Source organism: Bacillus sp. bc15 (genome assembly GCF_900142585.1).
Taxonomy (GTDB): domain Bacteria; phylum Bacillota; class Bacilli; order Bacillales; family Bacillaceae_G; genus Bacillus_A; species Bacillus_A cereus.
Window position 1 is genome coordinate 723,330 of record NZ_FRBJ01000001.1, and the last position, 22,728, is coordinate 746,057.

The following is a 22,728-nucleotide window of genomic DNA, read 5'->3' on the forward strand; positions in this document are numbered from 1 at the left end:
CGATATAAAGGAATAGTTTTTAAGTGATATTTCTTTTTTATAGAATAAGCAAAACCTGATATTGTAGTAATTATTGATTTGAGGTCAATTTACTGTGCACCTTGGTTATTGAAGTTTTTTGTTGATTAACAACTATTGTATTTGGAAATTATTAATAAGTTTATCTCGCTATTTGCCGGGCAGTAAGACCCCACCTCAAAATTCAGCGGAAGCAAAGAAGTTAGGTGGGAGTCTTACTGCCCGTAAAAGCCCGATTGGTGTGGGCTAATAATCAGTGGGGGATGAACAAAACCCCCACTGATTAAAGTTTCACTTTATGTGATGTGGTAATAAAACTATCTAGTTTGCTATTCTTAGTATTTGTAAAGTCTCTATATTTTTTCCTCTTTTGTGGAAAGTAAAACTAATGTTACGACCAGTAATATAGTGTCATTTTTTGAATATTCCATTCGTTTTTTATTTTTATTTTTAGTTGATGAAAAGGCCTTTCTCTCAATTAAATGTTTAATTGAGCACTTGAATTTCCTCCACCTTGTACTTTTCAAAACATAGTGTTTCAAAAATAGCCGTATCGCTTTCATCTTTTTCCGATTTCACGACTTCTTTATTATCTTTTTCTAAAATTTGGAGCAAAATAGTTTTTCAGTTTCATATTTAAATTAGCAGTATTTATTTTTTGAATTCAATTTGTATAAATGATTGAATTGGAACTTTGACTGTTGTTTCTTGCGGTGGTACAGTATCTCCTGTTACTTTCGCTTTATTTTAAATCTTTTTCCAGCTTGGTCCTCGCATTGACTACCACTGTATTTTGTAGTACTTCACTGTTTTCTCAAGTTCAATAATTATATCTTGTAGAATTAAGAAAAGAACTTAGCTTATTTCGTTTACTTATCTACTCTGATATTTAGATGCTAACTACAATTAAATAATATATGATTTTTATAAAAAAGATATAGTAATATTTTGTTGTGAATTGTACTAATTTGATATTTTATAGTATTATTTGTCGTGAATTATATATAACAGAATATATTTTATGGATCTATAAAGGAGAATGTAATGAATACTTCTATCGATATACAACACTTATGTGATCTTGCACATAAAGCATTTAATGCCCCTGTACATATTTTATCTGCAGACAGAAAAATTTTATATCATTCTACATCTGATAATGTTTGTAGTCCTTTTTATTCTTCAAAAGAAGAACATCTTACTGATATTTATCAAGAAAACGATCCCTTTAACTTGCCACTTTTCCGAAGTAACAACTATCTTGAAAATTTTGTTCTAATTCATATAGAAAATCATGATGATATTAAAGGGACTATTATAATCGGTCCTACTATACATCCAAAAGATTCAGATGATATGATCATAAAATTTCAGAAAGAATTTAAATCAAATGATAACATTCAAGAAAGACTTGCCTATTATCAGTGTTTATCTGAGATTAAAAAAACTACATTAATTGATATGGGAATTTTATTACATTACATGATTTTCAATGAAAAGTTAGATGTAGATATTGTCTTGGAAAAAAATAAAGTACTAGAGGAAGTTCCTAATAAAATTGTGAAACCGGATTTATATATTTTAAAACGCCGACAAAACAAACCTAAAACGCACAATATGGCATTAGTAAATGATTTCTTTTCGACTATTAAAGAAGGAAATAAAAAAAAGTTAATACAGTATATGTATGCGGTTTCACAAGAAGATGTTGAACTTATGCTAATAGAGGATCCGCTCAGGAATCAAAAAAACCTTGGAATTATTGCGATTACCTTAGCCACTCGATATGCAATAGAAGGAAACCTGCCACCAGATATTGCTTTTGCTCATAGTATTTTATATATACAAACCCTGGAACAATTAGATAATGTAGAATCTGTAAAGCGATTGTCAGGGGATGCTTTACGTACCTTTGCAGATCGTGTGAAAGAATACAATGCAAAAAAGTATTCTTACGCGGTTACTACATGTATAAAACATATTAATAAAAATGTTTACGATGGAATATCTCTGAATGAACTTGCTAATCATTTAGAAATTACGCCTACTTATCTGTCTAAACTATTTAAAAAAGAAATGGGAATTACTTTAAGCGAATATATTCAAAGGGAACGAGTGGAAGAAGCAAAGAAATTATTAACACTCACTACTTATTCGTTATCAGATATCTGTGCTTGGCTTAACTTTAATGACCAAAGTTATTTTATAAGAGTTTTCAAAAAAATCACTAGTATGACTCCTAGGCAGTACCGTGAAAAATATACAGTAATATAAGCTTGTTATCTACTGTCTCCAATGTAAAGACTTAAACATGGGTGTAAGTATCCCAAAAGATGAAAATACTGAACTTATTACGCTAGAAAGAGTTTGTGATTTGTCTAGAAAAAGAACTTGTATTCAAATAGACGTATGAGATTAACCTGATATTATCTTGTTAGCGGAACAGTTTCAATTTTTATAACAATCATGTGCTGAATTTATAGGTATAGTTTTATTTTAGATAAACACTAGTCTGACGTCAGCTCAAACAAATAGCTCTTGAAGATTTAATAAACACATATGTGAGCAAAAGCTCAATGGAAATCTTTGTACCATATTGTTAATTTGAAAAAATACACTAACCGTTATTTTGCTAAAGGAAATAAAAATACAGAAGGCTGCAAAGTGTTCCAAGGAAGTTTTGCAGCTTTTTTGTGATTTAAAACCTATGTTTATAACGATGATAAGTTTATAGACTAATATCTTCATATTAGATATTTATTAATGTTTATATTAGGATATCTCGTGAAAAAAATCAATAATATAACATATATTACTAAATATATCTACATTTTATGCAATTATACATAACTAAATAAAGGTAAAAAAGTATAAAAAAACCTATTATATTATTCTATAAGTATTTTTTCTAAAATAAAATTTCTTGGTTGAGCTAAAATAGTTATTTTTAACCGTATACACATTAATTTGTAATCATTACAATTACAGAAATGAAATTTACAAATAACTATATTTATATAATTTTTTTCGGTTCATATTTTTATTTAGCAGTAAATTATCGAGCATAATCGACAAAATTTTTCTATTTACGCATTAAAAATTTAATGTTTTAATGAACAACATAACTGGTATGACCAGACAGAAAGGAGAAGGTTACGCTAATAGGAATTATAGTGAAGTTATAAGTAACATTATGTTGGGAATATTTTTCTGAATAGTCTTTTTGTTTATGAGAGGTCAAGAATCAAATTGGTAATAAACTTGTTCTAAGTTTCTGCATAACAAAAGTGAAGTTATTCCGCAATAAAAGTATAAGCAATGTACAGTATAATTTCACCTTTTGTTGTCTAGTAAGGAGTTTGCTGACAAAACTAAGAGGGATATTATCAAATTGAAATTAAACAATGTTATGACAAGATTAACTGTAAGCATTGGTTTATTGATCCTCACGATTCTGTAAGTTAAACCGCAACTTTAGGAAAGAATTAATAATTTACTACTCATAGGGTGCCTGATTCAAATATAGTTAATAAATTTTTGTTATTTATATTTTAAAAAATAGAGTATCGAAATGAGAGATAAATAAAATCCTTACATCCTATTAGAAGTAAAAAACAACGATATTAACGTATCTGAAAGATTTCTCCTTCTTCTCCAGTTTACAAAGAGAGCGGTCGTACAAGTTATATGAATTAAGTTATAAAAACAATGGTAAAGGAGTGTACGGAATGAAAACTAAAATAATGACAGGATTTTTAATAACATCCATTGTAACTGGAGCAACTATTCCTATCAATACTCTCGCAACACCAATCGTTCAAGCAGAAACTCAACAAGAAAACATGGATATTTCTTCATCATTACGAAAATTAGGTGCGCAATCTAAATTAATCCAAACGTATATTGATCAATCTTTAATGAGTCCTAATGTACAGCTAGAGGAAGTCCCAGCTTTAAATACCAATCAATTCCTAATCAAACAAGATATGAAGGAATGGTCATCGGAACTCTATCCACAGTTAATTCTATTAAATTCAAAAAGTAAAGGATTTGTAACAAAATTTAATAGTTATTACCCGACATTAAAATCGTTTGTAGACAATAAAGAAGATAGAGAAGGGTTTTCGGATAGACTTGAAGTACTTCAAGAAATGGCTATGACGAATCAAGAAAATGCGCAACGACAAATCAATGAATTAACAGATCTTAAATTACAGCTTGATAAAAAATTAAAAGATTTTGATACTAATGTGGCAACTGCGCAAGGCATACTAAGTACAGATGGAACAGGAAAAATAGATCAGTTAAAAAATGAAATATTAAATACCAAAAAAGCAATTCAAAATGATTTACAGCAAATTGCATTAATACCAGGGGCTTTAAATGAACAGGGATTTGCTATATTCAAAGAAGTTTATAGTCTTTCAAAAGAAATTATTGAACCAGCTGCTCAAGCAGGGGTGGCAGCGTATAACAAAGGAAAAGAAATTAACAACTCTATTCTAGAAGCGGAGAAAAAAGCGGCGCAAGAAGCGACAGAACAAGGTAAAACTGCTCTAGAGATTGAATCAGCAAAAAAAGCAGCTCGTGAAGCAATTGAGAAAAGCAAACAAGGTGAAATAGCAGCCGCAGCCGCAGCAAAAACACAAGAGTATGACCTGATGAAGGTCATTGATACCGAAAAGATTAAGAAAACATTTGGTGTTTTTGCTGAAGTAAATAAATTAACAGCAGAACAGCGAGCATATTTAGATGATTTAGAGAAACAAAATCAAAAAATATATGATTTAACAACGAAACTATCAATAGCTGATTTACAAAAATCAATGCTTCTTCTTACACAAAATGATTTGCATACGTTTGCAAATCAAGTAGATGTAGAACTGGATCTACTAAAGCGCTATAAAGAAGATTTAAATCTAATAAAAAATAGCATTACAAAATTATCTACTAATGTTGATACAACTAACGAGCAGTCTCAAAAAGATACATTAAGACAATTAAAAAATGTAATAAGTTACCTTGAAGAACAAGTATATAAATTTTAATATTGCGTTTTTGGGGAATTCATAAAGATTATAAGCATTTAGCGAAAGAAGGAGAATAGTCATGAAAAAATTTCCATTCAAAGTACTAACTTTAGCTACATTAGCAACTGTTATAACTGCTACTACCGGTAACACTATTCATGCATTTGCACAAGAAACGACCGCTCAAGAACAAAAAGTAGGCAATTATGCATTAGGACCCGAAGGACTGAAGAAAGCATTGGCTGAAACAGGGTCTCATATTCTAGTAATGGATTTATATGCAAAAACAATGATTAAGCAACCAAATGTAAATTTATCTAATATCGATTTAGGGTCAGAGGGGGGAGAGTTGCTCAAAAATATTCACCTTAATCAAGAGCTGTCACGAATCAATGCGAATTACTGGTTAGATACAGCGAAGCCACAGATTCAAAAAACTGCTCGTAATATTGTAAATTACGATGAACAATTTCAAAATTATTACGACACATTAGTAGAAACTGTACAAAAGAAAGATAAGGCAGGTCTAAAAGAGGGTATAAATGATTTAATTACTACAATCAATACAAATTCAAAAGAAGTTACAGATGTGATTAAGATGCTACAAGACTTCAAAGGAAAACTATATCAAAATTCTACAGATTTTAAAAATAATGTTGGTGGTCCAGATGGGAAAGGTGGATTAACTGCAATATTAGCAGGTCAACAGGCAACGATTCCACAACTTCAAGCTGAAATTGAGCAACTTCGTTCTACTCAGAAAAAACATTTTGATGATGTATTAGCATGGTCAATTGGTGGTGGATTGGGAGCAGCTATTTTAGTTATTGCAGCTATTGGAGGAGCGGTAGTTATTGTTGTAACTGGCGGTACAGCAACACCGGCTGTTGTTGGTGGACTCTCGGCTCTTGGTGCAGCTGGTATCGGTCTAGGAACTGCGGCTGGTGTCACAGCATCTAAGCATATGGACTCCTATAATGAAATTTCTAACAAAATCGGAGAATTAAGTATGAAAGCAGATCGTGCTAATCAAGCAGTTCTTTCACTTACTAACGCGAAAGAAACATTGGCATATTTATATCAGACTGTAGATCAAGCGATATTGTCTCTAACAAATATTCAAAAGCAATGGAATACAATGGGCGCAAATTATACAGATTTACTGGATAATATCGATTCTATGCAAGACCACAAATTCTCTTTAATACCAGATGATTTAAAAGCCGCTAAAGAAAGTTGGAATGATATTCATAAAGATGCAGAATTCATTTCAAAAGATATTGCTTTTAAACAGGAGTAGAACTGAAATTTAAAACCTAAATTGGAGGAAAATGAAATGATAAAAAAAATCCCTTACAAATTACTCGCTGTATCGACGCTATTAACTATTACAACTGCTAATGTAGTTTCACCAGTAACAACTTTTGCAAGTGAAATTGAACAAACGAACAATGGAGATACGGCTCTTTCTGCAAATGAAGCGAGAATGAAAGAGACCTTGCAAAAGGCTGGATTATTTGCAAAATCTATGAATGCCTATTCTTATATGTTAATTAAGAATCCTGATGTGAATTTTGAGGGAATTACCATTAATGGATATGTAGATTTACCTGGTAGAATCGTACAAGATCAAAAGAATGCAAGGGCACATGCCGTTACTTGGGATACGAAAGTAAAAAAACAGCTTTTAGATACATTGAATGGTATTGTTGAATACGATACAACATTTGATAATTATTATGAAACAATGATAGAGGCGATTAATACAGGGGATGGAGAAACTTTAAAAGAAGGGATTACAGATTTACGAGGTGAAATTCAACAAAATCAAAAGTATGCACAACAACTAATAGAAGAATTAACTAAATTAAGAGACTCTATTGGACACGATGTTAGAGCATTTGGAAGTAATAAAGAGCTCTTGCAGTCAATTTTAAAAAATCAAGGTGCAGATGTTGATGCCGATCAAAAGCGTCTAGAAGAAGTATTAGGATCAGTAAACTATTATAAACAATTAGAATCTGATGGGTTTAATGTAATGAAGGGCGCTATTTTGGGTCTACCAATAATTGGCGGTATTATAGTGGGAGTAGCAAGGGATAATTTAGGTAAGTTAGAGCCTTTATTAGCAGAATTACGTCAGACCGTGGATTATAAAGTAACCTTAAATCGTGTAGTTGGAGTTGCTTACAGTAATATTAATGAAATGCACAAGGCCCTTGATGATGCTATTAACGCTCTTACTTATATGTCCACGCAGTGGCATGATTTAGATTCTCAATATTCGGGCGTTCTAGGGCATATTGAGAATGCAGCTCAAAAAGCCGATCAAAATAAATTTAAATTCTTAAAACCTAATTTAAATGCAGCGAAAGACAGTTGGAAAACATTACGAACAGATGCTGTTACATTAAAAGAAGGAATAAAGGAATTAAAAGTGGAAACTGTTACTCCACAAAAATAGGGAAATATTAGTTCTGTTGTAAAGTGAACTAAAACATAGAAAGTCTATGATTACACTGTTAAACAGAAAAGTAATAATTAATAAATCCTTATATAACAGAAAGGCGGAGTCTCATTAAAGACTTCGCCTTTCAATTATATATAAGTATGATTCGAATAAAAAATAACCTTGTAGTTTAATTGCTTTTTTTAAATTTGTAACAGAATCGGTTAATTTGAAGTAGATTATATACATTTTCTTTAATACTTAATGATTTGAAGGCTGCTAAAGAAAGTTCAAACGATATTGATAAAAGATGTAGAAATCATTTTGAAAGACATCGCTTTTTAATAAGATTAGAACTTGAAACCATGCCTTATATAGGAGGAATACGAAATGATGAAAAAAATCCCTAATAAACTACTCGCTATATCAGCGTTTTTAACTATAACAACTACTTATGCAGTCATACCACTAGAAACTTTTGCAATTGAAATTGAACAAACGAACAATGAAAATATATCTCTTTCAGCAAATGAAGAACAGATGAAAAAAGCTTTGCAAGATGCTGGTTTATTTGCAAAAGCTATGAATGAATATTCTTATTTGCTAATTAATAATCCAGATGTGAGTTTTGAAGGAATAACTATTAATGGAAATGCAGATTTACCTAGTAAAATTGTACAAGATCAAAAGAATGCAAGAGCACATGCTGTTACATGGAATACACAAGTAAAAAAACAGCTTTTTGATACATTGACAGGCATTATAGAATACGATACAAAATTTGAAAATTATTATGAAACATTAGTAGAGGCGATCAATACTGGAAATGGAGATACTTTAAAAAAAGGGATCACAGATTTACAGGGAGGAATTCAACAAAATCAAAAGTCTGCAAAAGCATTAAAAGAAGAATTAATTCAATTAAAAAATGCTATTGGAGAAGATGTTAGAACATTTGGAAGTCATAAAGAGACATTGCAATCGATTTTAAAAAACCAAGGTGCTGATGTAGAGGCTGACCAAAAGCGTCTAGAGGACCTTTTAGGACAAGTAAAATATCAGAAAGACATAGAATCTAAGGGCTTAGACATGGTGAAAATCCCCTTTATTCCAACCTTGATTGCTGGTGGCATAATGATAGGTGATGCAAGAGGTAAGTTAGGTTGGCTAGAACCTGAATTAGCAAAATTACGTCAGACTGTAGATTATAAAATAACATTGAATCGTGTAGTTGGAGTTGCATTTCATAATATTAGTGATATGCATAGTATGCTTGATAGTGCTATCACTGCTCTTACTTATATGTCTACGCAATGGGAGGATTTAGATTCTCAATATTCGGGTGTACTGGGACATATTGATAAAGCTGATCAAAAAGCTGATCAAAATAAATATAAATTCTTAACCCCCAGCTTGAATGCAGCGAAAAACAGTTGGAAAACATTAAAAACAGATGTTGTCACTTTGCAAGAAGGGATAAAAATTGCAGAGAAAAAAGAACAGGATTTTTTGAATCAGCTTCGTCCATCAAACGTTTTTTACTTTTATAAAAAAATTCATAACGCATACACTTTTGAAATAAAGACTGGAACAAATGCGCCAAATGCGTCTTATAAAGTTATGAATTTAACTAAAAACACTGTTCATAATATGTGGAGTGGAGGGGCTAATACTAACATGTGGGCTGATTGGCTTTCATTCAATCCAAATGATGAATTTGCGGTAGTAGCAGTAGTGGATGGTAAAGAATATGTTGTGTATAAAGACAAAGTACAAAATATAATGAACTGAATCTGAAAGTAACGAAGTAATTGGAGCTGGAGAATAAACTAGACACCAAGTTAATTGAAAAATCTCCTTATATCCTAGAATATTTTGCTCAAGAAAAAGAATTTGTTCAGCGAAAAAGTAAATATTGAACCAAGGAGTTAGTTGTATTATGTGTATGGTTTTACCGAAAGGTTTCAAGTACATTACTCATACAATTATGTAGTTATCCTGAAGCATCTACAGGTGTTCTTATCGACCTTGAAGAACTACTTAGCTTCCTAAGTGGAGTGACTTTATGCAAAATTAAGTGAACGTTTTTGTACATAGATTAGTTGACATTTATATAGATTTTTTTCATTTTCAAAGATAGTTTTGTTTTTTATGTTATTTTTCAAAAATTACTGTTGAAGTTTCTATATTCATGACTCAGTATATAATCATTGTTTGATGAAATGACATACCACGTCCCTTAGAATTTCATACGTATTACGATAACTTAAAGAAAAAAGATAATAGTAGTCAACGGTTACTATTATCTTTTTTGAACTATTTTTCATTAAAATATCTCATCTGCTGTGCTCCTTATTTACTTTTCCAGATTTTATCCTAGTTTAAAATTTATGCATTTGAACTGTTTATACAATTTGTAGGATTTTTAGCTTTTTTGTCGAATACACTTAATGCAAGGAGGGACATTACATGATTATTAAAGATTATTTCATCAACCTTTCTATTTTTTCTTTATTAGTTAGCGCAGCAATATTTATTCAAGTGTTTACAATTAATTCTAGTCGATATTTCGAAAAGCTCTATGGAGGGATTATTGCAGTTACGTTAATGTTCTTTTCTTTTCCATACATGGGATTTTCCTACGATCTTCGAGTTGTTCCTCTTATTCTATCTTTTATTTACTTTGGTCGTATTGCTGGTTGGATTACGTTAATTAGCATAATTGTAATGCGCATCTTTTACACTGGAGGGTATTGGGAACCTCCTGTGATTGCTTATTTAGGTATGGGGATTCTATTTTCTACTTTTAAAACTTATTTTAAAAAACTACATCCTTTTAAAAGTGCATCGTTATATTTTTCTGTTTTTATTGGAATAAAGTGGTTAGTTGGCGTATTATTTAATACTACATTACTTTACACAGGAGGCCTATTATATATAGCGTTAGGACTTTTAATTGGGCTATTTCTTATGGAAGCCTACCAGAGATTGTATCATTTAACACAGGACTTATCTAAAATGAATCGAGAATTAAAAAAATCGAAGCAAGAACTTGCAGATACCGTACATGAGCTTCAAGGAGGAATTTTTAAATTTAAAAAAGTGGGTAAGCACTTTATACACACTTTATGTGATGGACAGTTTTATTATCAAAACGGGTTTTATTCTGAACAGGTGGTAGGAAAAAGCTTACGTACTATTGATGCTTCTATTGTTCCTCCACATTTAGTTCCACAATTGATGAAGTACTATCTTCAGGCATGGGAAGGAAAAGAAATTATATTTGAATTACCTTGGCCAAATGATAAAACTATTATTCTTATTGCGCTTAGGCCGATTAAACGAAATGGACAAGTTATTGAAGTTGTTGGTTCTACAGTTGATATAACCGAAAGGAAAAAGGTAGAATCAGAATTAAGCGCTACCAAAGAATTATTGGAATCATTTATAAAGCACAATCTAGATGCTATTACCATTTCTGATCGAGAAGGGCATATTTTACAAGCGAATAAAGCTTATGAAAAGATATTTGGGTGGTCATCACAAGAAATCATAGGTAAGAGATTACCTTGTGTACCAGATTTTTTAATGGAAGAATCGCTTAGAAGTATTCAGAAAATTCTAACAGGAGAATCTGTGGTTACTAGATTAGAAACTGTTAGACAAAGGAGTGATGGGAGTCTTCTTGATGTTAGTCTGACAGTTTCCCCTATACTAGATGTAAGAGGAAATGTGATAGCTTTATCAGCAATATGTAGAGACATCTCTGAAAGAAAACAAGCAGAAAGAGAACGACATCGATTACACCAGCAATTAAGAGATAGTGAAATGAAGTACCGTGCACTAATCGAACAAGCAACTGATGCGGTATATGTAGTAGAGCTGAATGAAGAGAATGCTCCAAGTCGATTTATTGAGGTAAACCCTGTTGGGTGTAGAAGGTTTGGATATAGTAGAGAAGAGTTGCTCTCATTATCATTTTCAAATATAGTACCACAAGATTCTCAAATGATCGTAAGGTTATTAGAAAAAATTAAAAAAGGACAAACTTCCTTCACTTTGCAAGATGAATATGTTTTTCCAACAGGAAAAGTAATAACAACTGAGTTTAGTGTTCGTGTTTTTAACTTAAATGGTAAAAAAGTTTTCCTAAGTATTTCTCGTGATATCACTGAACGGCTAAAAACAGAAGAATTATTACGAAAATCTGAAAAACTTGCTGTTGTAGGACAATTAGCGACTGTAATGGCTCATGAGATTAATAATCCATTAACTGCAATGAAAGGGTTCATGCAATTACTAAAATCAACGGAAAGTGAGAATAATCAGGGTTATATTAATATAGTATCATCAGAGATTGAGCGTATAGAGAGCATTACAACTGAATTTATGGCGGTAGCCAAACCACAGGTGGTAAAAATGCAACCTAATAACATTAGTGTGCTAATGGATCAAGTTTTAATGCTACTACAACCTCAAGCAATGATGCATAATATAAAATTTAGAATCGATCTTAACCCTGGTATTCCATTGATTTCATGTGAAGGAAATCAATTAAAGCAAGTATTTGTTAATATATTAAAAAATGCAATTGAATCTATGCCGATGGGAGGAGAAATTCTCATTCAATTAAATATACTTGATAATAATCAAGTAAGTATTCGTTTTATCGATCAAGGGTGTGGGATTCCAAAAGAACGTATACCATACCTCGGAGAACCTTTTTATAGTATTAAAGAAGAGGGGATTGGCTTAGGGTTAATGATCTGTTATAAAATCATTGAAACACATCAGGGAAAGGTATTTATTGAGAGTGAAGTGAATAAGGGGACTATAGTTGAAGTCACGCTCCCTATTTGTACACTTCAAAATTAATATATTCTTTTTACTGAAATTTTTTAAGAAACCATACAAAATGTAATGCTAATGTTACTTAATGAAATAATAAAGAGAAGAATACTGGTAAATGTACCCTATAGAATAGACACTTGAAAAAACCTGTTATAAAAACATCCTTTCTTTAGAACCAAAAGAAAGGATGTTTTTAATATTGTAATTTTTCTTGGAGACATTTCAATTTTTTACTTGTAATACATTTTTTAACTAATTTTGGTTAAGTTAGTTAAAAAGGAATTATTTTTAATGAGCATATTGACATATAAATATCCCTCATTTTTAAAATAGAAATTTCTAAAAACTATATATAGGTTCTTTTTGAAAGGAAGGGTATTATCAATTGAAACCACATGAAAAAGTACCTGTTCACTCTATAAAATCTTTGCAGGAATTAATGCAATTACTAAAAAAATCTAAAGATTTTATAACGTTGGAAATTGCTTCTAATAATTCCTCTATAGTCATTTCATATTTTAGAACATTAATCGATGTAAATATATTTCATGAAGAGGTTTTGACTTATATAAAAGAGAAGAGCTTCGATTCGTTACAAGATATTCACTCTGTCTTACCTTTTGAGAATTCAAAAATAACAAATCAAATGGAAGATATTCAGGATAGTATTTTAAATGGCTATATACTTATTCAGTTCGATACAGATAAATTAAATTGTTTGTTAGTAAATGTGTCAAAGAAAGAAAAAAGGGATATTACAAAAGCTGAAATTGAATATAATATTGTGGGTCCGCAAATCGCATTTGTCGAAGATTTAGATGTAAATTTAAATTTAGTACGTAGAAAGCTTCCAACACCTTATTTACAAATGAAAGAATTGAAAGTAGGATCTCTCTCTAACACAACTGTTGCGATTGTATTTATTGAGGGAATTGTAAATGATCAAAATCTACAAGAAATTATAAAAAGGGTAAGTCAAATAAAAACAGACCATGTTTTGGATAGTACTTATTTGATGCAGTTAATTGCAGACAACCCGAATTCTATATTCCCTCAATTTTTGAATACAGAACGTCCGGACCGTGTGGCAGCTGTATTAGCAGAAGGGAAAATTGCACTTTTTGTAGATGGCTCGCCTTATGCCATCACTCTTCCAACAACATTAATTGATTTTTTTTCTACGACAGAAGATTACACCATGCCTTGGATTATAGCCTCTTTTTTTCGTCTATTAAGGCTTTTTGCTTTTATATTTTCTGTCTTAACGACGCCATTATATGTCTCGATCTTAACATATCATTACGAGCTTATCCCAAAAGAACTTCTTGAAACGTTAATCATATCGAGAAGTAAAGTACCTTTTCCTCCATTAATTGAAGCACTTTTTTTAGAAATAACAATTGAATTACTGAGAGAAGCGGGGGCACGTTTACCAACTAAAGTGGGTTTAACTGTCGGTATAGTAGGTGGTATTGTGATTGGACAAGCATCGGTAGAAGCAAGTCTTACAAGTAACGTACTTATTATCATTGTTGCACTTTCAGCTCTTAGTTCATTTACAGCACCAATATATCGTATTGGTAATACAATTCGAGTAATTCGTTTTCCTTTTATAATATCTGCACACCTATTGGGCTTATTAGGAATTGTTTTAACAAGCTCTTTGCTTTTAGCACGTTTATTACGTACAGAATCATTAAGACGTCCTTATTTGTTTCCTTTTTATCCTACACGCCCTACAGATTGGAAAGACAGTATTATACGTATGCCGATCTCAGCGATGTTTCGACGTCCTATTTTTTCAAGGTCTAAACAGCGTTTTCGCTTTAATCCAGAAGAGGTAGAGAAAAATAAAATACTATCAAGAAATGATTTTGATGATTGAATTTAACAGGGAGGAGCATTATGAAACAGATCCCAATTGAGTATCAAGTCTCTCCATATATGGTATTTTTTTTAATTATTACTATACAGATGGGAGTTGGTATGCTTGGTTTTGAAAGGATTAGTGCAAAATTAGTTGGAAATGATGCGTGGATTAGCACGCTACTTTTTGGAATATCTGTTAATCTTATGATTTGGATCATATATCAGATTTTAAATCAGGGCAATGGAGACATCATTGCAATCAATCAAAACGTACTTGGAAAATGGATTGGTGGATTGCTCAACTTCATTTTTTTATCCTATATTGTATTGTTAGGTGCAACAACACTACATACTTATATCGAAGTAGTACATGTTTGGATGTTTCCTTCAATTTCATCTTGGGTTATAGCGGGGGCGTTTTTGGGTCTATGTTATTACATTGTGACTGGAGGATTTCGTGTAGTTGCCGGAATCGGCTTCTTTGGAATCGTTATCCCAAGCATTCTAATCTTCACATTTTTTTATCCTTTGCAGTATGCAGATTTCCAGAATTTATTTCCAATTGCACAGCATTCATTCCTAGAAATTATGAAAGGAATGAAAGGAAATATGTTTAGTTTTTTTGGATTTGAAATGTTATTGTTGTACTATCCATTTATTAAAAAGGCAAGAACGTCTCAAAAATATGCGCACTATGCAAATTTAGTAACGACTATTGTCTACACATACCTTATGATTTTAACTCTTGCGTTTTTTAGTGAAAAGCAACTTGCGAACGCGATATGGGCATATTTAAGCATGATTAAAATTATACAATTTCCCTTTATAGAGCGGTTTGAATACATTATTGTTTCTGTTTGGGCTTTTTTTATATTACCGAATGTTTCCTTTACATTATGGGGAGTAAGTCGTGGTATAAAAGAGGCACTGGGAATAAAGCAAAAATATGTTTTGCCAGTTATCATCCTATTCATCTTTATTTTGTCATTTTTCTTGAATAACCGTAATAAAATTAACTTATTAAATACTTGGACAGGTCAAATTGGCTTTGTATATATATATGTATACCTACCTGTACTATGGCTAATTCAAACGGCCAAAATAAAGTTAAGGAGATAAATATGAAGCGCTGGATACTTTTCCTTATATTGGGTGTCTTCTTAATAGGTTGTGCTAAAACAAAAATTGTGGATGACATTGATTTAGTTCAAGTTGCGGCATATGATACTGAAGCAGAAGGTAAGCTAAAAGGAACCTTTGCGATTTCAGCTTATAAAGGAGGCGGGGAAGGTGAAACAAAAATCTATTCAGCATCAGGCCAGACTGGTAGAGAAGTTCTTGCAAGAGCATCCGAAAAATCTTCTGGACCTCTAGAGTTGGGGCAATTGCGTGTTATTATTTTTAATGAAAAAATAATTGAAAAGGGAATGCAGGAAATTTTAGAGACTTTGAACCGCAATCCTAGTGTAGGAAATGCAATTTATTTAGCAATTACAAATGTAAAAGGGGAATCACTATTAAAGGGGAACTATTCTAAAGAAAAAGAAATTGCTTCTTATCTATCCTCTTTACTGGAGCAAAATATGAACAATGGAACGCAACCAAAAACAAACTTTTTTATGTTTTTAAATCAACTTGATGATGATGCGAGAGATTCCTATTTACCGATGATATCTAAAAAAGGGAATGTGTTGGAGTTAAATGGAATAGCACTTTTTAAAAGATGTAAAATGGTTGATAAAGTGAACCCTAAAGATTTATTTGTATTTAAATTGTTGACAGATAATTTTAAACAAGGTACATACCAATTCAAACTACCTGGTTCTTCAAACACTTATGCCACGATAGAGAATATAAAAGCTAGAACAAAATATAAGATGGAGGGGAATAGTAAGCATCCATTCGTAAATGCTCATATTCAAGTTAAAGCTGAAATTCAAGAATTTACAAAAACAAAAAATCTAGATAATCCTAAAGAAATAAAAAAATTAGAAAAAATTATGGAAAAAGAAATAGAAAAAAAAGCAACTACATTGATAAAGAGGTTTATTAAAAAAGACACAGATCCTATAGGACTTAGAAAGCTTGGTAGAACTCACGTAAGAAAATGGAACAGTCAAGAATGGGAAGAATCCTATAAACATTTACGTTTTCGTGTAACAGCTGATGTAAAAGTAACCCAATCTGGTGTTACAGAATAAATAAATCAAATAAGATATGGAAAATTTCAATAAAAAAATATAGTCTCGCAGGAGATTAGGGAGAAGAGAAACTATTAACAAAGCATTTCATAAACATTAAGATGCTTTGTTAATAGTTTTTATACTTTTATAGCCATATCACTAATATGGGGTATAGAATTCCAGAAGGCTGGCGGATATGTGGTGAAAATGTGTATGCTTGTCATAGTATTCACTATATAGCACTGACGTCCTATTTTTATGTCTTTTCAATATGGAATGAGAAAAATGAATGTTTATCGTGGGATGCAACAGTTGCATGGTGTAAAAAGTTAGGCCTTGCACACGTTCCATTGTTATATCGGGGCCCTTATAATGAAAAGGTAATTTATTCCATTTTAACTTGGTGAACGGTAGAGAAAATACAATGAATTGTAAATGAAATCTGTACGGGAATCTAGTACCGTATAGTACAGTGCATATGAAAAACTCCTCAATGCTATCTCTCAAAAAATAATAATTCTCGGCTTTATAAACTGTATTTTCAAAAATATTGCGAGCTTGTAAGAAAGATGAAAGGTAATTCAATATGAGATAAACAACTTTACTACTACAATGAAAAACAGAATCATTCTTAAAAATCATGAGATACGATATCAAGTTATTTGCGTGTTTAATTCATTTTACTAAATATTCCAGTTTCAATAAGGAAAGTCGAATCAGACTATTAACGAATGGTATATTATTCGTATTTTGGAAAAGTCAAAATGAAGACAAGTATCTTCTATCAAATCTCATTCTTGGTGTATACATTTGAAGGGAATTTCTCATATGAAATTAGTAAAAGTAAAAGATCTTAGTTAGGAGAAGGATGATAATGTTAACAAATTCTATGGGAAGGTGAAGAAAGAAGGTAGCGTAGGCCTAATCATTAGGGGGCAGACGCCTCTCTTTTTTTATGTCGCAAATAGCATTAATTCGTTAATTAATTTATATGAGATTATCTTAAATAAGTTAGTTAAGAAAGAAAAATAAAAGTGAGTAAAAAGATAAAAATACACAGGTACGTAAAAAATAAGGAAGTTGTATTTGCAAGTGTTTTAGTTGGGTGTGATATCAATTGTATTGGTAAAGGTGAATATTACGTTTAAATTGCCATGGATGGAAAAGGAGGGGTTTCAAAATCTATGGATGGTAAAGTGACGCGAAAGGAGTATGAATATACATTATCGGGTTTTGATAAGGAAGGTAAAGAAAAAGAGTTAGAATTTATTGCACAAAAGAATCTTCGTAAAGAAGCATTCCTACGTGTATATTATTCAGATAAAAAGGTGTAACAGCTTGGGAGGAAGTGCAGGAAGACGAGCTCCCGAAGAAAGCAAAAGAAAAACTAGGTGTGAAATAATCATTTATTTGTGATGGTGGATTCTTCTAGGTTGAGGGTCCGCCGTTTTTTATTATATGTTATGTTGTAGTTTTTATATAAAGCATATTGAAAAGATAGGTTAAATCTTCTGGAATAATATCTCCATAATTAATAACTTGTACAATAACCTTTCAATTATCACTAAATCCATTCATATCAACAAGTTGTGCCATATATCCGTTTGTAGCAATATCTTTTAAAGTACGCTAAAAATACCTTTTATTTTATCTTATCTTTATCTTATCTTTACCTTATCTTTAAATTTTTATATTAAACTTGAAACCTTAAAGTATTGATGTATGAGTCTAAAAAGGGCGGGAGATAGGTGTTCATTACATAGTTTGTATATAACCAATTACCTTTGAAAAATTGAATTTCTTATACGAGGAGGAATATATGAAGGATACAAGTAAAAATCAAATTATAAAAGCGTTCCTTATTAGTATTTTAGGCTTAGGAACAATACTTGGAATGCTATATTTTAATCATAAAACCAATATTCAACAAAATAAAGCGCAAGCCACCGAAAAACGTGTATTGCAATATGAGTCTACCCTAAAAAAAGAATTAGAAAAATATAATTTAGGAGAGAAAACACCAATTTTATTAGGAATTATGTATCAAGAGAGTAGAGGTGAGGGAAACGACCCTATGCAGTCATCCGAATCACTTGGATTAAAGCCAAATGAAATTCAAGAGACAAGCTTGAGCATTAAACAAGGGGTAAAGCACTTTGCTAAAATGTACAAATATGGAACGGACAAAGATGTTAGCATAGATACAATTATTCAAAGTTATAATATGGGGCCAGGGTATATTGATTTTATTGCTAGTCAAGAAGTTAAACAACACTCGGAGGATTCGGCCAAAAAATTTTCTAAGATGAAAGTTGATCAAAATCCAGCCATGTATACTTGTGGTGAAAATAAAAATAATTTTAGGTATCCATATTGTTATGGTGATTTCACATATGCCACAAAGGTAAATGAAAAAACAAAACTTATTGAAGAACTTCTTCAAAATGTACATAGCTTTTCTAAATAAGTTGCAGAATGAAATATAATGATACCATCAGTTATTAACAATAATATCTAAGAAAAAACTACTTTCTTTCTTAGTTCGCATAATTTTCAAAAACAAATCCCGTGGATGTTAATATTTGTTATATAATATATTTGTCAAAACATTACCCCTAAAGTTTCTAAATTCAAGCTGTAAGATAGTTTGTTTGGCCCGTATTTTCACCTTGAAAGTGGAGTTTAAATATAGTTGCAATTTTTTGAGGGGGAAAAGTAAATGTTTATAAAAACAGAAAGATTATTAATACGAAAATTTGAGTTCAAAGATTGGCAAGCTGTTCATGAGTATACATCAGATATCAATGTTATGAAATACATACCTGAAGGGGTCTTTACTGAAGAAAATACAAGAAACTTTGTGAATGAAAACATTGGTGAAAACGCTAAGAACTTTCCTGTAGTATTAATTGATAAAGATATTCTGATTGGCCATATAGTCTTTCATAAATATTTTGGTGAGCATACATATGAGATTGGTTGGGTGTTCAATCCTAAATATTTCAATAAAGGATATGCTTCTGAAGCAGCAAAAGCTACTTTGAAATATGGCTTTAAGGAAATGAAATTACATAGGATTATAGCTACATGTCAGCCACAAAATACCCCATCATATCGAGTAATGGAGAAGATTGGAATGAGAAGAGAAGGCTATTTCAGGAAGTGTATACCACATGGGAATGAATGGTGGGATGAATATTATTACGCTATTTTAGAAGAAGAGTAGTGCCTAGGAACGCATCATTTAAATTGACACTCCTATTCTTAAATAGGCAAGTTGGCTATCTTTAATGGGGATCCTTGCTACTAAAGGCGAACTTTATTTCCGGTATCGCTGACGTGCAAAACTTTGTATAATCTGATCTTATCTCTAAATCACAACTGTTACTCCCATCACCATCAAGTTAAAGTTTCATTTTATTTTGCTAACTTGATGGTGATGTGACGTAACGTTAATTATTTGAAAATTTCAAAAAGTCCCCTTAGTCATGTTAAAGGGACCTTGATCACGCAAATGATATGTAAGCCAATTTATTTTTGATATACAGATTATTTGTATAATAATTTTTATAAATAATTGCTAAATAGTAAATTTACATAAATGCTTTTAGAAGTTCTTGAATTAATGGGATTGCTCCACCTATAAATTTTAAAACTGCCATTGCGATTTCCATATTATTCTCTCCTCTTTTTCGTATTAAGATGTGATAAATCTTTATAACCTCATCATAGTAACCGCTTATAATAATAACAATACATTTTCGTATGCAATATTGCATATTTATACATTGGATCTCTATTATTCATTTTTTAATGGTACTATAGCGAGGTGAGAGTCTTTAAGAGTTCTCCTTAATAGGAGGAAATATGGAAAGAGTGCAAGCGATTTACAGTAATCAAAAATTTAAGAGTTGGGTTAAACAGGTATTAGCTGTAGGAGGAGTAATAGGGGGCTGTTATTTGGTGTTATATGTTTTCTGTTTCTTAGTTATCATGTAAATATTATACAACTAAACTAGTAGAGTCTTGCCTAGAGAGGTAAGGCTCTTTTATTGTAGTACCTGGAGATGAGCAAACTACATACAATATCTCTCAGGTTTTTCAGATCACTTTGTATAATTCCTTGTTTAGAACACTAATTTCTATTATTGAAACTAAATAAACATCTATTTAAAAGTTTCAATTTATATTGAAAACAGAATTCCATTGATAAAAAATATGTTTTTACTAGATACATATTAAAAAGACAAGCATAAATTATATTAGATTTTGGCAAAGTCTTTTTGACTTGGAAAAGGATTTAAATCTTACTTATAGATTTGATTCCTTTTTATATACTATAATCATTATATTTCTACGTAAATATAATACATTAATAATGATTTAAAAGCAAGAATTTTAGTAGCGGTACGTTCACACATCCATCAACTTAAGATTTTAAAGTAGCTCTTAAACAAAAAAATTCTTTTTTTAATTGATTAATTAATAGTAAACAAGGAAGGTTGGCAAATTAACAACTAAAGAGATTTCTTCAGGTAAGCTAATAAGTAATCTATCAAAAAGTCCTTTACAAAATTTATACCTAAGTCAATTATAAGATCATGTAAATTTAAAATAATGTAAATATTATACATTTTTGTAAAAGGCACTCATTGACACTTGTGTATATAAGTAACTATACTCGTTACATCAAATTGAATGTGTGATAATACGATTTTATTATTATTACAAACATGTAAATATAAAAATAGAAAATCCCAATTTGATAAATACAATGGTAGAGGTGTATATTTTAATGAAGCACAAATTAATTGCAACAGGTATCCTTGCAGGATCTATATTATCCTATTCTTCTAATATTTTAGCAGATACTCATACATTCCCTGATGTTCCTGTATGGGCCGATAAATCTGTTAATTATTTAGTTGATAAACAGGTATTGAATGGTTATCCAGATGGAACTTTTGGTTCAAATGACTCATTGGACAGAGCTTCGGCTACAAAAATTATGACAAAAGTTTTAGGGATACAAATTGATCCTAATGCAAAACCATCTTTTACTGATTCACAAAATCACTGGGCTACTCCTTATATTGCTGCTGCTGAAAGAGCTGGTATTGTTAAGGGTGAAGGTAATGGAATCTTCAATCCATCTGGAAAAGTAACTCGCGCTGCTATGGCTACGATGTTAGTAAATGCATATAAACTACAAAGCACAGCAAATCATAACGAGCAGGTTAGATTTGTAGATTTAAAAGGGCATTGGGGAGAAAAATACGCCAATATTTTAATAGATTTAAAAATCTCTAATGGTACCGAGAACGGTTGGCAACCAAATAGATTTATAACACGTGCTGAAGCTGCTCAACTTACTGCAAAAACAGATATGTTACAACAAAATTTAAACGATGAAAAAGAGATTATTACTGCTACCTCATATGAAGATTTAAATTTAACAGTGGCTTCGAAAATTACAGCTCAAGAGATTGATAGTTTTATTGCGAAATATCATTCGGATAGTCCTTTAGTTGGCCATGGGCAAGATTTTATCAATGCGCAAAATCAATATGGTGTGAGTGCTCATTATTTAGCAGCGCATGCGATTTTAGAATCTGGATACGGAAAATCAGAAATCGCATATCAAAAACATAATCTATTCGGTCTACGTGCATATGATGGAGATCCGTTTAAATATGCGAAATATTTACCAAGCTACGGCGATAGCATTGCTTATAATGCTAATTATGTACGAGAAAGATATTTGGAAGAAAGCGGTATGTATTATAACGGGCCAACATTAACTGGCATGAACGTGAAATATGCATCAGATAAAGGCTGGGCTAAGAAAATTGCAGGCATTATGGAACGTATTAAACCGTTTCGTGTAGAAGACTATACATATGCAAAAAAATTACCAAAGAATCCTGAAACATTAGATGTCGACGCGTTATCTAATGAAATTCCATATAAAATGTATGCAGACGATTCAAGCTCAAATGTTGTATCATCAGCTACTTACTATCAGGTACCTTATCCATTTAATTTAAAAATTAAAAGTAGACCAGATGTAGCTGTCGAGGAGAATAAAGTTGGTACAGTAACTCCTGGAACAACCATCTTTATTTATCGTGAAGATCCAAATGGATGGGTAGAATTCTCTTTTGAAGCGAATGGAGAAAAATACTGGACATTAAAAAGTAAATTAAGTATGTAATTAAAAAGATCTATTTCACTAGTTTTAATCTCATATAATTGAGAGACAAGTTTTTTACTTTCTTAAAATAAAGTTATGTATACAAGAAAAGTTAGAGAATTATTTTCTCTAACT

General features: G+C 31.2%; 15 protein-coding genes and 4 pseudogenes. 16 read left to right on the forward strand and 3 right to left on the reverse strand.

The features are described from left to right. Positions 1 to 504: 504 nt before the first annotated feature. Positions 505 to 633: a peptidase gene (locus BUA87_RS03590; RefSeq protein WP_071714849.1), complete on the reverse strand. Its 129-nt coding sequence runs from the start codon at positions 631 to 633 to the stop codon at positions 505 to 507. A 429-nt stretch (positions 634 to 1,062) separates the two neighbouring features. On the opposite strand from BUA87_RS03590, the gene BUA87_RS03600 reads away from it, so the two are divergent. The 12 genes and pseudogenes from BUA87_RS03600 (at position 1,063) to BUA87_RS03650 (ending at position 17,802) form a co-directional block, all read left to right on the forward strand. Beyond that, positions 1,063 to 2,292 carry a helix-turn-helix domain-containing protein gene (locus BUA87_RS03600; RefSeq protein ID WP_001097913.1) on the forward strand — a complete coding sequence of 410 codons (1,230 nt, stop codon included), beginning with the start codon at positions 1,063 to 1,065 and terminating at the stop codon, positions 2,290 to 2,292. Positions 2,293 to 3,746: 1,454 nt separating this feature from the next. Next, the gene (hblC, locus tag BUA87_RS03605; protein WP_000850229.1) at positions 3,747 to 5,066 is read left to right on the forward strand and encodes a hemolytic enterotoxin HBL lytic component L2; all 1,320 of its coding nucleotides are present in this window, start codon (positions 3,747 to 3,749) and stop codon (positions 5,064 to 5,066) included. Positions 5,067 to 5,127: 61 nt separating this feature from the next. After that, the gene (gene hblD / locus BUA87_RS03610; protein ID WP_000714435.1) at positions 5,128 to 6,348 is read left to right on the forward strand and encodes a hemolytic enterotoxin HBL lytic component L1; all 1,221 of its coding nucleotides are present in this window, start codon (positions 5,128 to 5,130) and stop codon (positions 6,346 to 6,348) included. Positions 6,349 to 6,384: 36 nt separating this feature from the next. Further along, positions 6,385 to 7,512 carry a hemolysin BL binding component B gene (gene hblB / locus BUA87_RS03615; protein ID WP_000591969.1) on the forward strand — a complete coding sequence of 376 codons (1,128 nt, stop codon included), beginning with the start codon at positions 6,385 to 6,387 and terminating at the stop codon, positions 7,510 to 7,512. A 375-nt stretch (positions 7,513 to 7,887) separates the two neighbouring features. After that, on the forward strand, positions 7,888 to 9,288 hold the full coding sequence (gene hblA, locus BUA87_RS03620) for a hemolysin BL regulatory component HblB (RefSeq protein WP_000976148.1): 1,401 nt from the start codon (positions 7,888 to 7,890) through the stop codon (positions 9,286 to 9,288). A gap of 20 nt (positions 9,289 to 9,308) precedes the next feature. Then, positions 9,309 to 9,521 (forward strand): annotated as a pseudogene (locus tag BUA87_RS31615) (hypothetical protein); the annotation flags it as partial. A 445-nt stretch (positions 9,522 to 9,966) separates the two neighbouring features. After that, entirely contained in the window at positions 9,967 to 12,372 is a 2,406-nt protein-coding gene (locus BUA87_RS03625) for a PAS domain S-box protein (RefSeq protein WP_072938454.1), read from the forward strand. Between the two features lie 361 nt (positions 12,373 to 12,733). Next, on the forward strand, positions 12,734 to 14,233 hold the full coding sequence (locus tag BUA87_RS03630; protein WP_000802303.1) for a spore germination protein: 1,500 nt from the start codon (positions 12,734 to 12,736) through the stop codon (positions 14,231 to 14,233). 20 nt (positions 14,234 to 14,253) lie between these two features. Further along, a complete protein-coding gene (locus BUA87_RS03635) occupies positions 14,254 to 15,336 on the forward strand; it encodes a GerAB/ArcD/ProY family transporter (protein WP_000809705.1) in 1,083 nt (360 codons plus the stop codon). Positions 15,337 to 15,338: 2 nt separating this feature from the next. Next, complete coding sequence (locus BUA87_RS03640; protein WP_000832858.1) at positions 15,339 to 16,418, forward strand: Ger(x)C family spore germination protein; 1,080 nt, start codon at positions 15,339 to 15,341, stop codon at positions 16,416 to 16,418. 143 nt (positions 16,419 to 16,561) lie between these two features. Next, positions 16,562 to 16,786: pseudogene (locus BUA87_RS03645) on the forward strand (RNA ligase family protein); the annotation flags it as partial. Between the two features lie 768 nt (positions 16,787 to 17,554). Beyond that, positions 17,555 to 17,802 (forward strand): annotated as a pseudogene (locus BUA87_RS03650) (YxeA family protein). A gap of 77 nt (positions 17,803 to 17,879) precedes the next feature. Here the strand turns inward: BUA87_RS03650 and BUA87_RS31620 are convergent. Next, positions 17,880 to 18,002: pseudogene (locus tag BUA87_RS31620) on the reverse strand (vancomycin resistance histidine kinase VanS); the annotation flags it as partial. 217 nt (positions 18,003 to 18,219) lie between these two features. On the opposite strand from BUA87_RS31620, the gene BUA87_RS03655 reads away from it, so the two are divergent. Both BUA87_RS03655 and BUA87_RS03660 read left to right on the forward strand, forming a co-directional pair. After that, positions 18,220 to 18,867: a lysozyme family protein gene (locus tag BUA87_RS03655; RefSeq protein ID WP_000655741.1), complete on the forward strand. Its 648-nt coding sequence runs from the start codon at positions 18,220 to 18,222 to the stop codon at positions 18,865 to 18,867. A gap of 252 nt (positions 18,868 to 19,119) precedes the next feature. Then, on the forward strand, positions 19,120 to 19,626 hold the full coding sequence (locus tag BUA87_RS03660) for a GNAT family N-acetyltransferase (RefSeq protein ID WP_000470143.1): 507 nt from the start codon (positions 19,120 to 19,122) through the stop codon (positions 19,624 to 19,626). Between the two features lie 367 nt (positions 19,627 to 19,993). Here BUA87_RS03660 and BUA87_RS03665 read toward each other — a convergent pair whose 3' ends face one another. After that, a complete protein-coding gene (locus BUA87_RS03665) occupies positions 19,994 to 20,179 on the reverse strand; it encodes a hypothetical protein (RefSeq protein ID WP_002094014.1) in 186 nt (61 codons plus the stop codon). Positions 20,180 to 20,267: 88 nt separating this feature from the next. Here BUA87_RS03665 and BUA87_RS31625 point away from each other — a divergent pair, with 88 nt between their 5' ends. After that, entirely contained in the window at positions 20,268 to 20,399 is a 132-nt protein-coding gene (locus tag BUA87_RS31625) for a hypothetical protein (RefSeq protein WP_000442767.1), read from the forward strand. Between the two features lie 796 nt (positions 20,400 to 21,195). Next, positions 21,196 to 22,614: an S-layer homology domain-containing protein gene (locus BUA87_RS03670; RefSeq protein ID WP_025118711.1), complete on the forward strand. Its 1,419-nt coding sequence runs from the start codon at positions 21,196 to 21,198 to the stop codon at positions 22,612 to 22,614. The last annotated feature ends 114 nt before the right edge of the window (positions 22,615 to 22,728 follow it).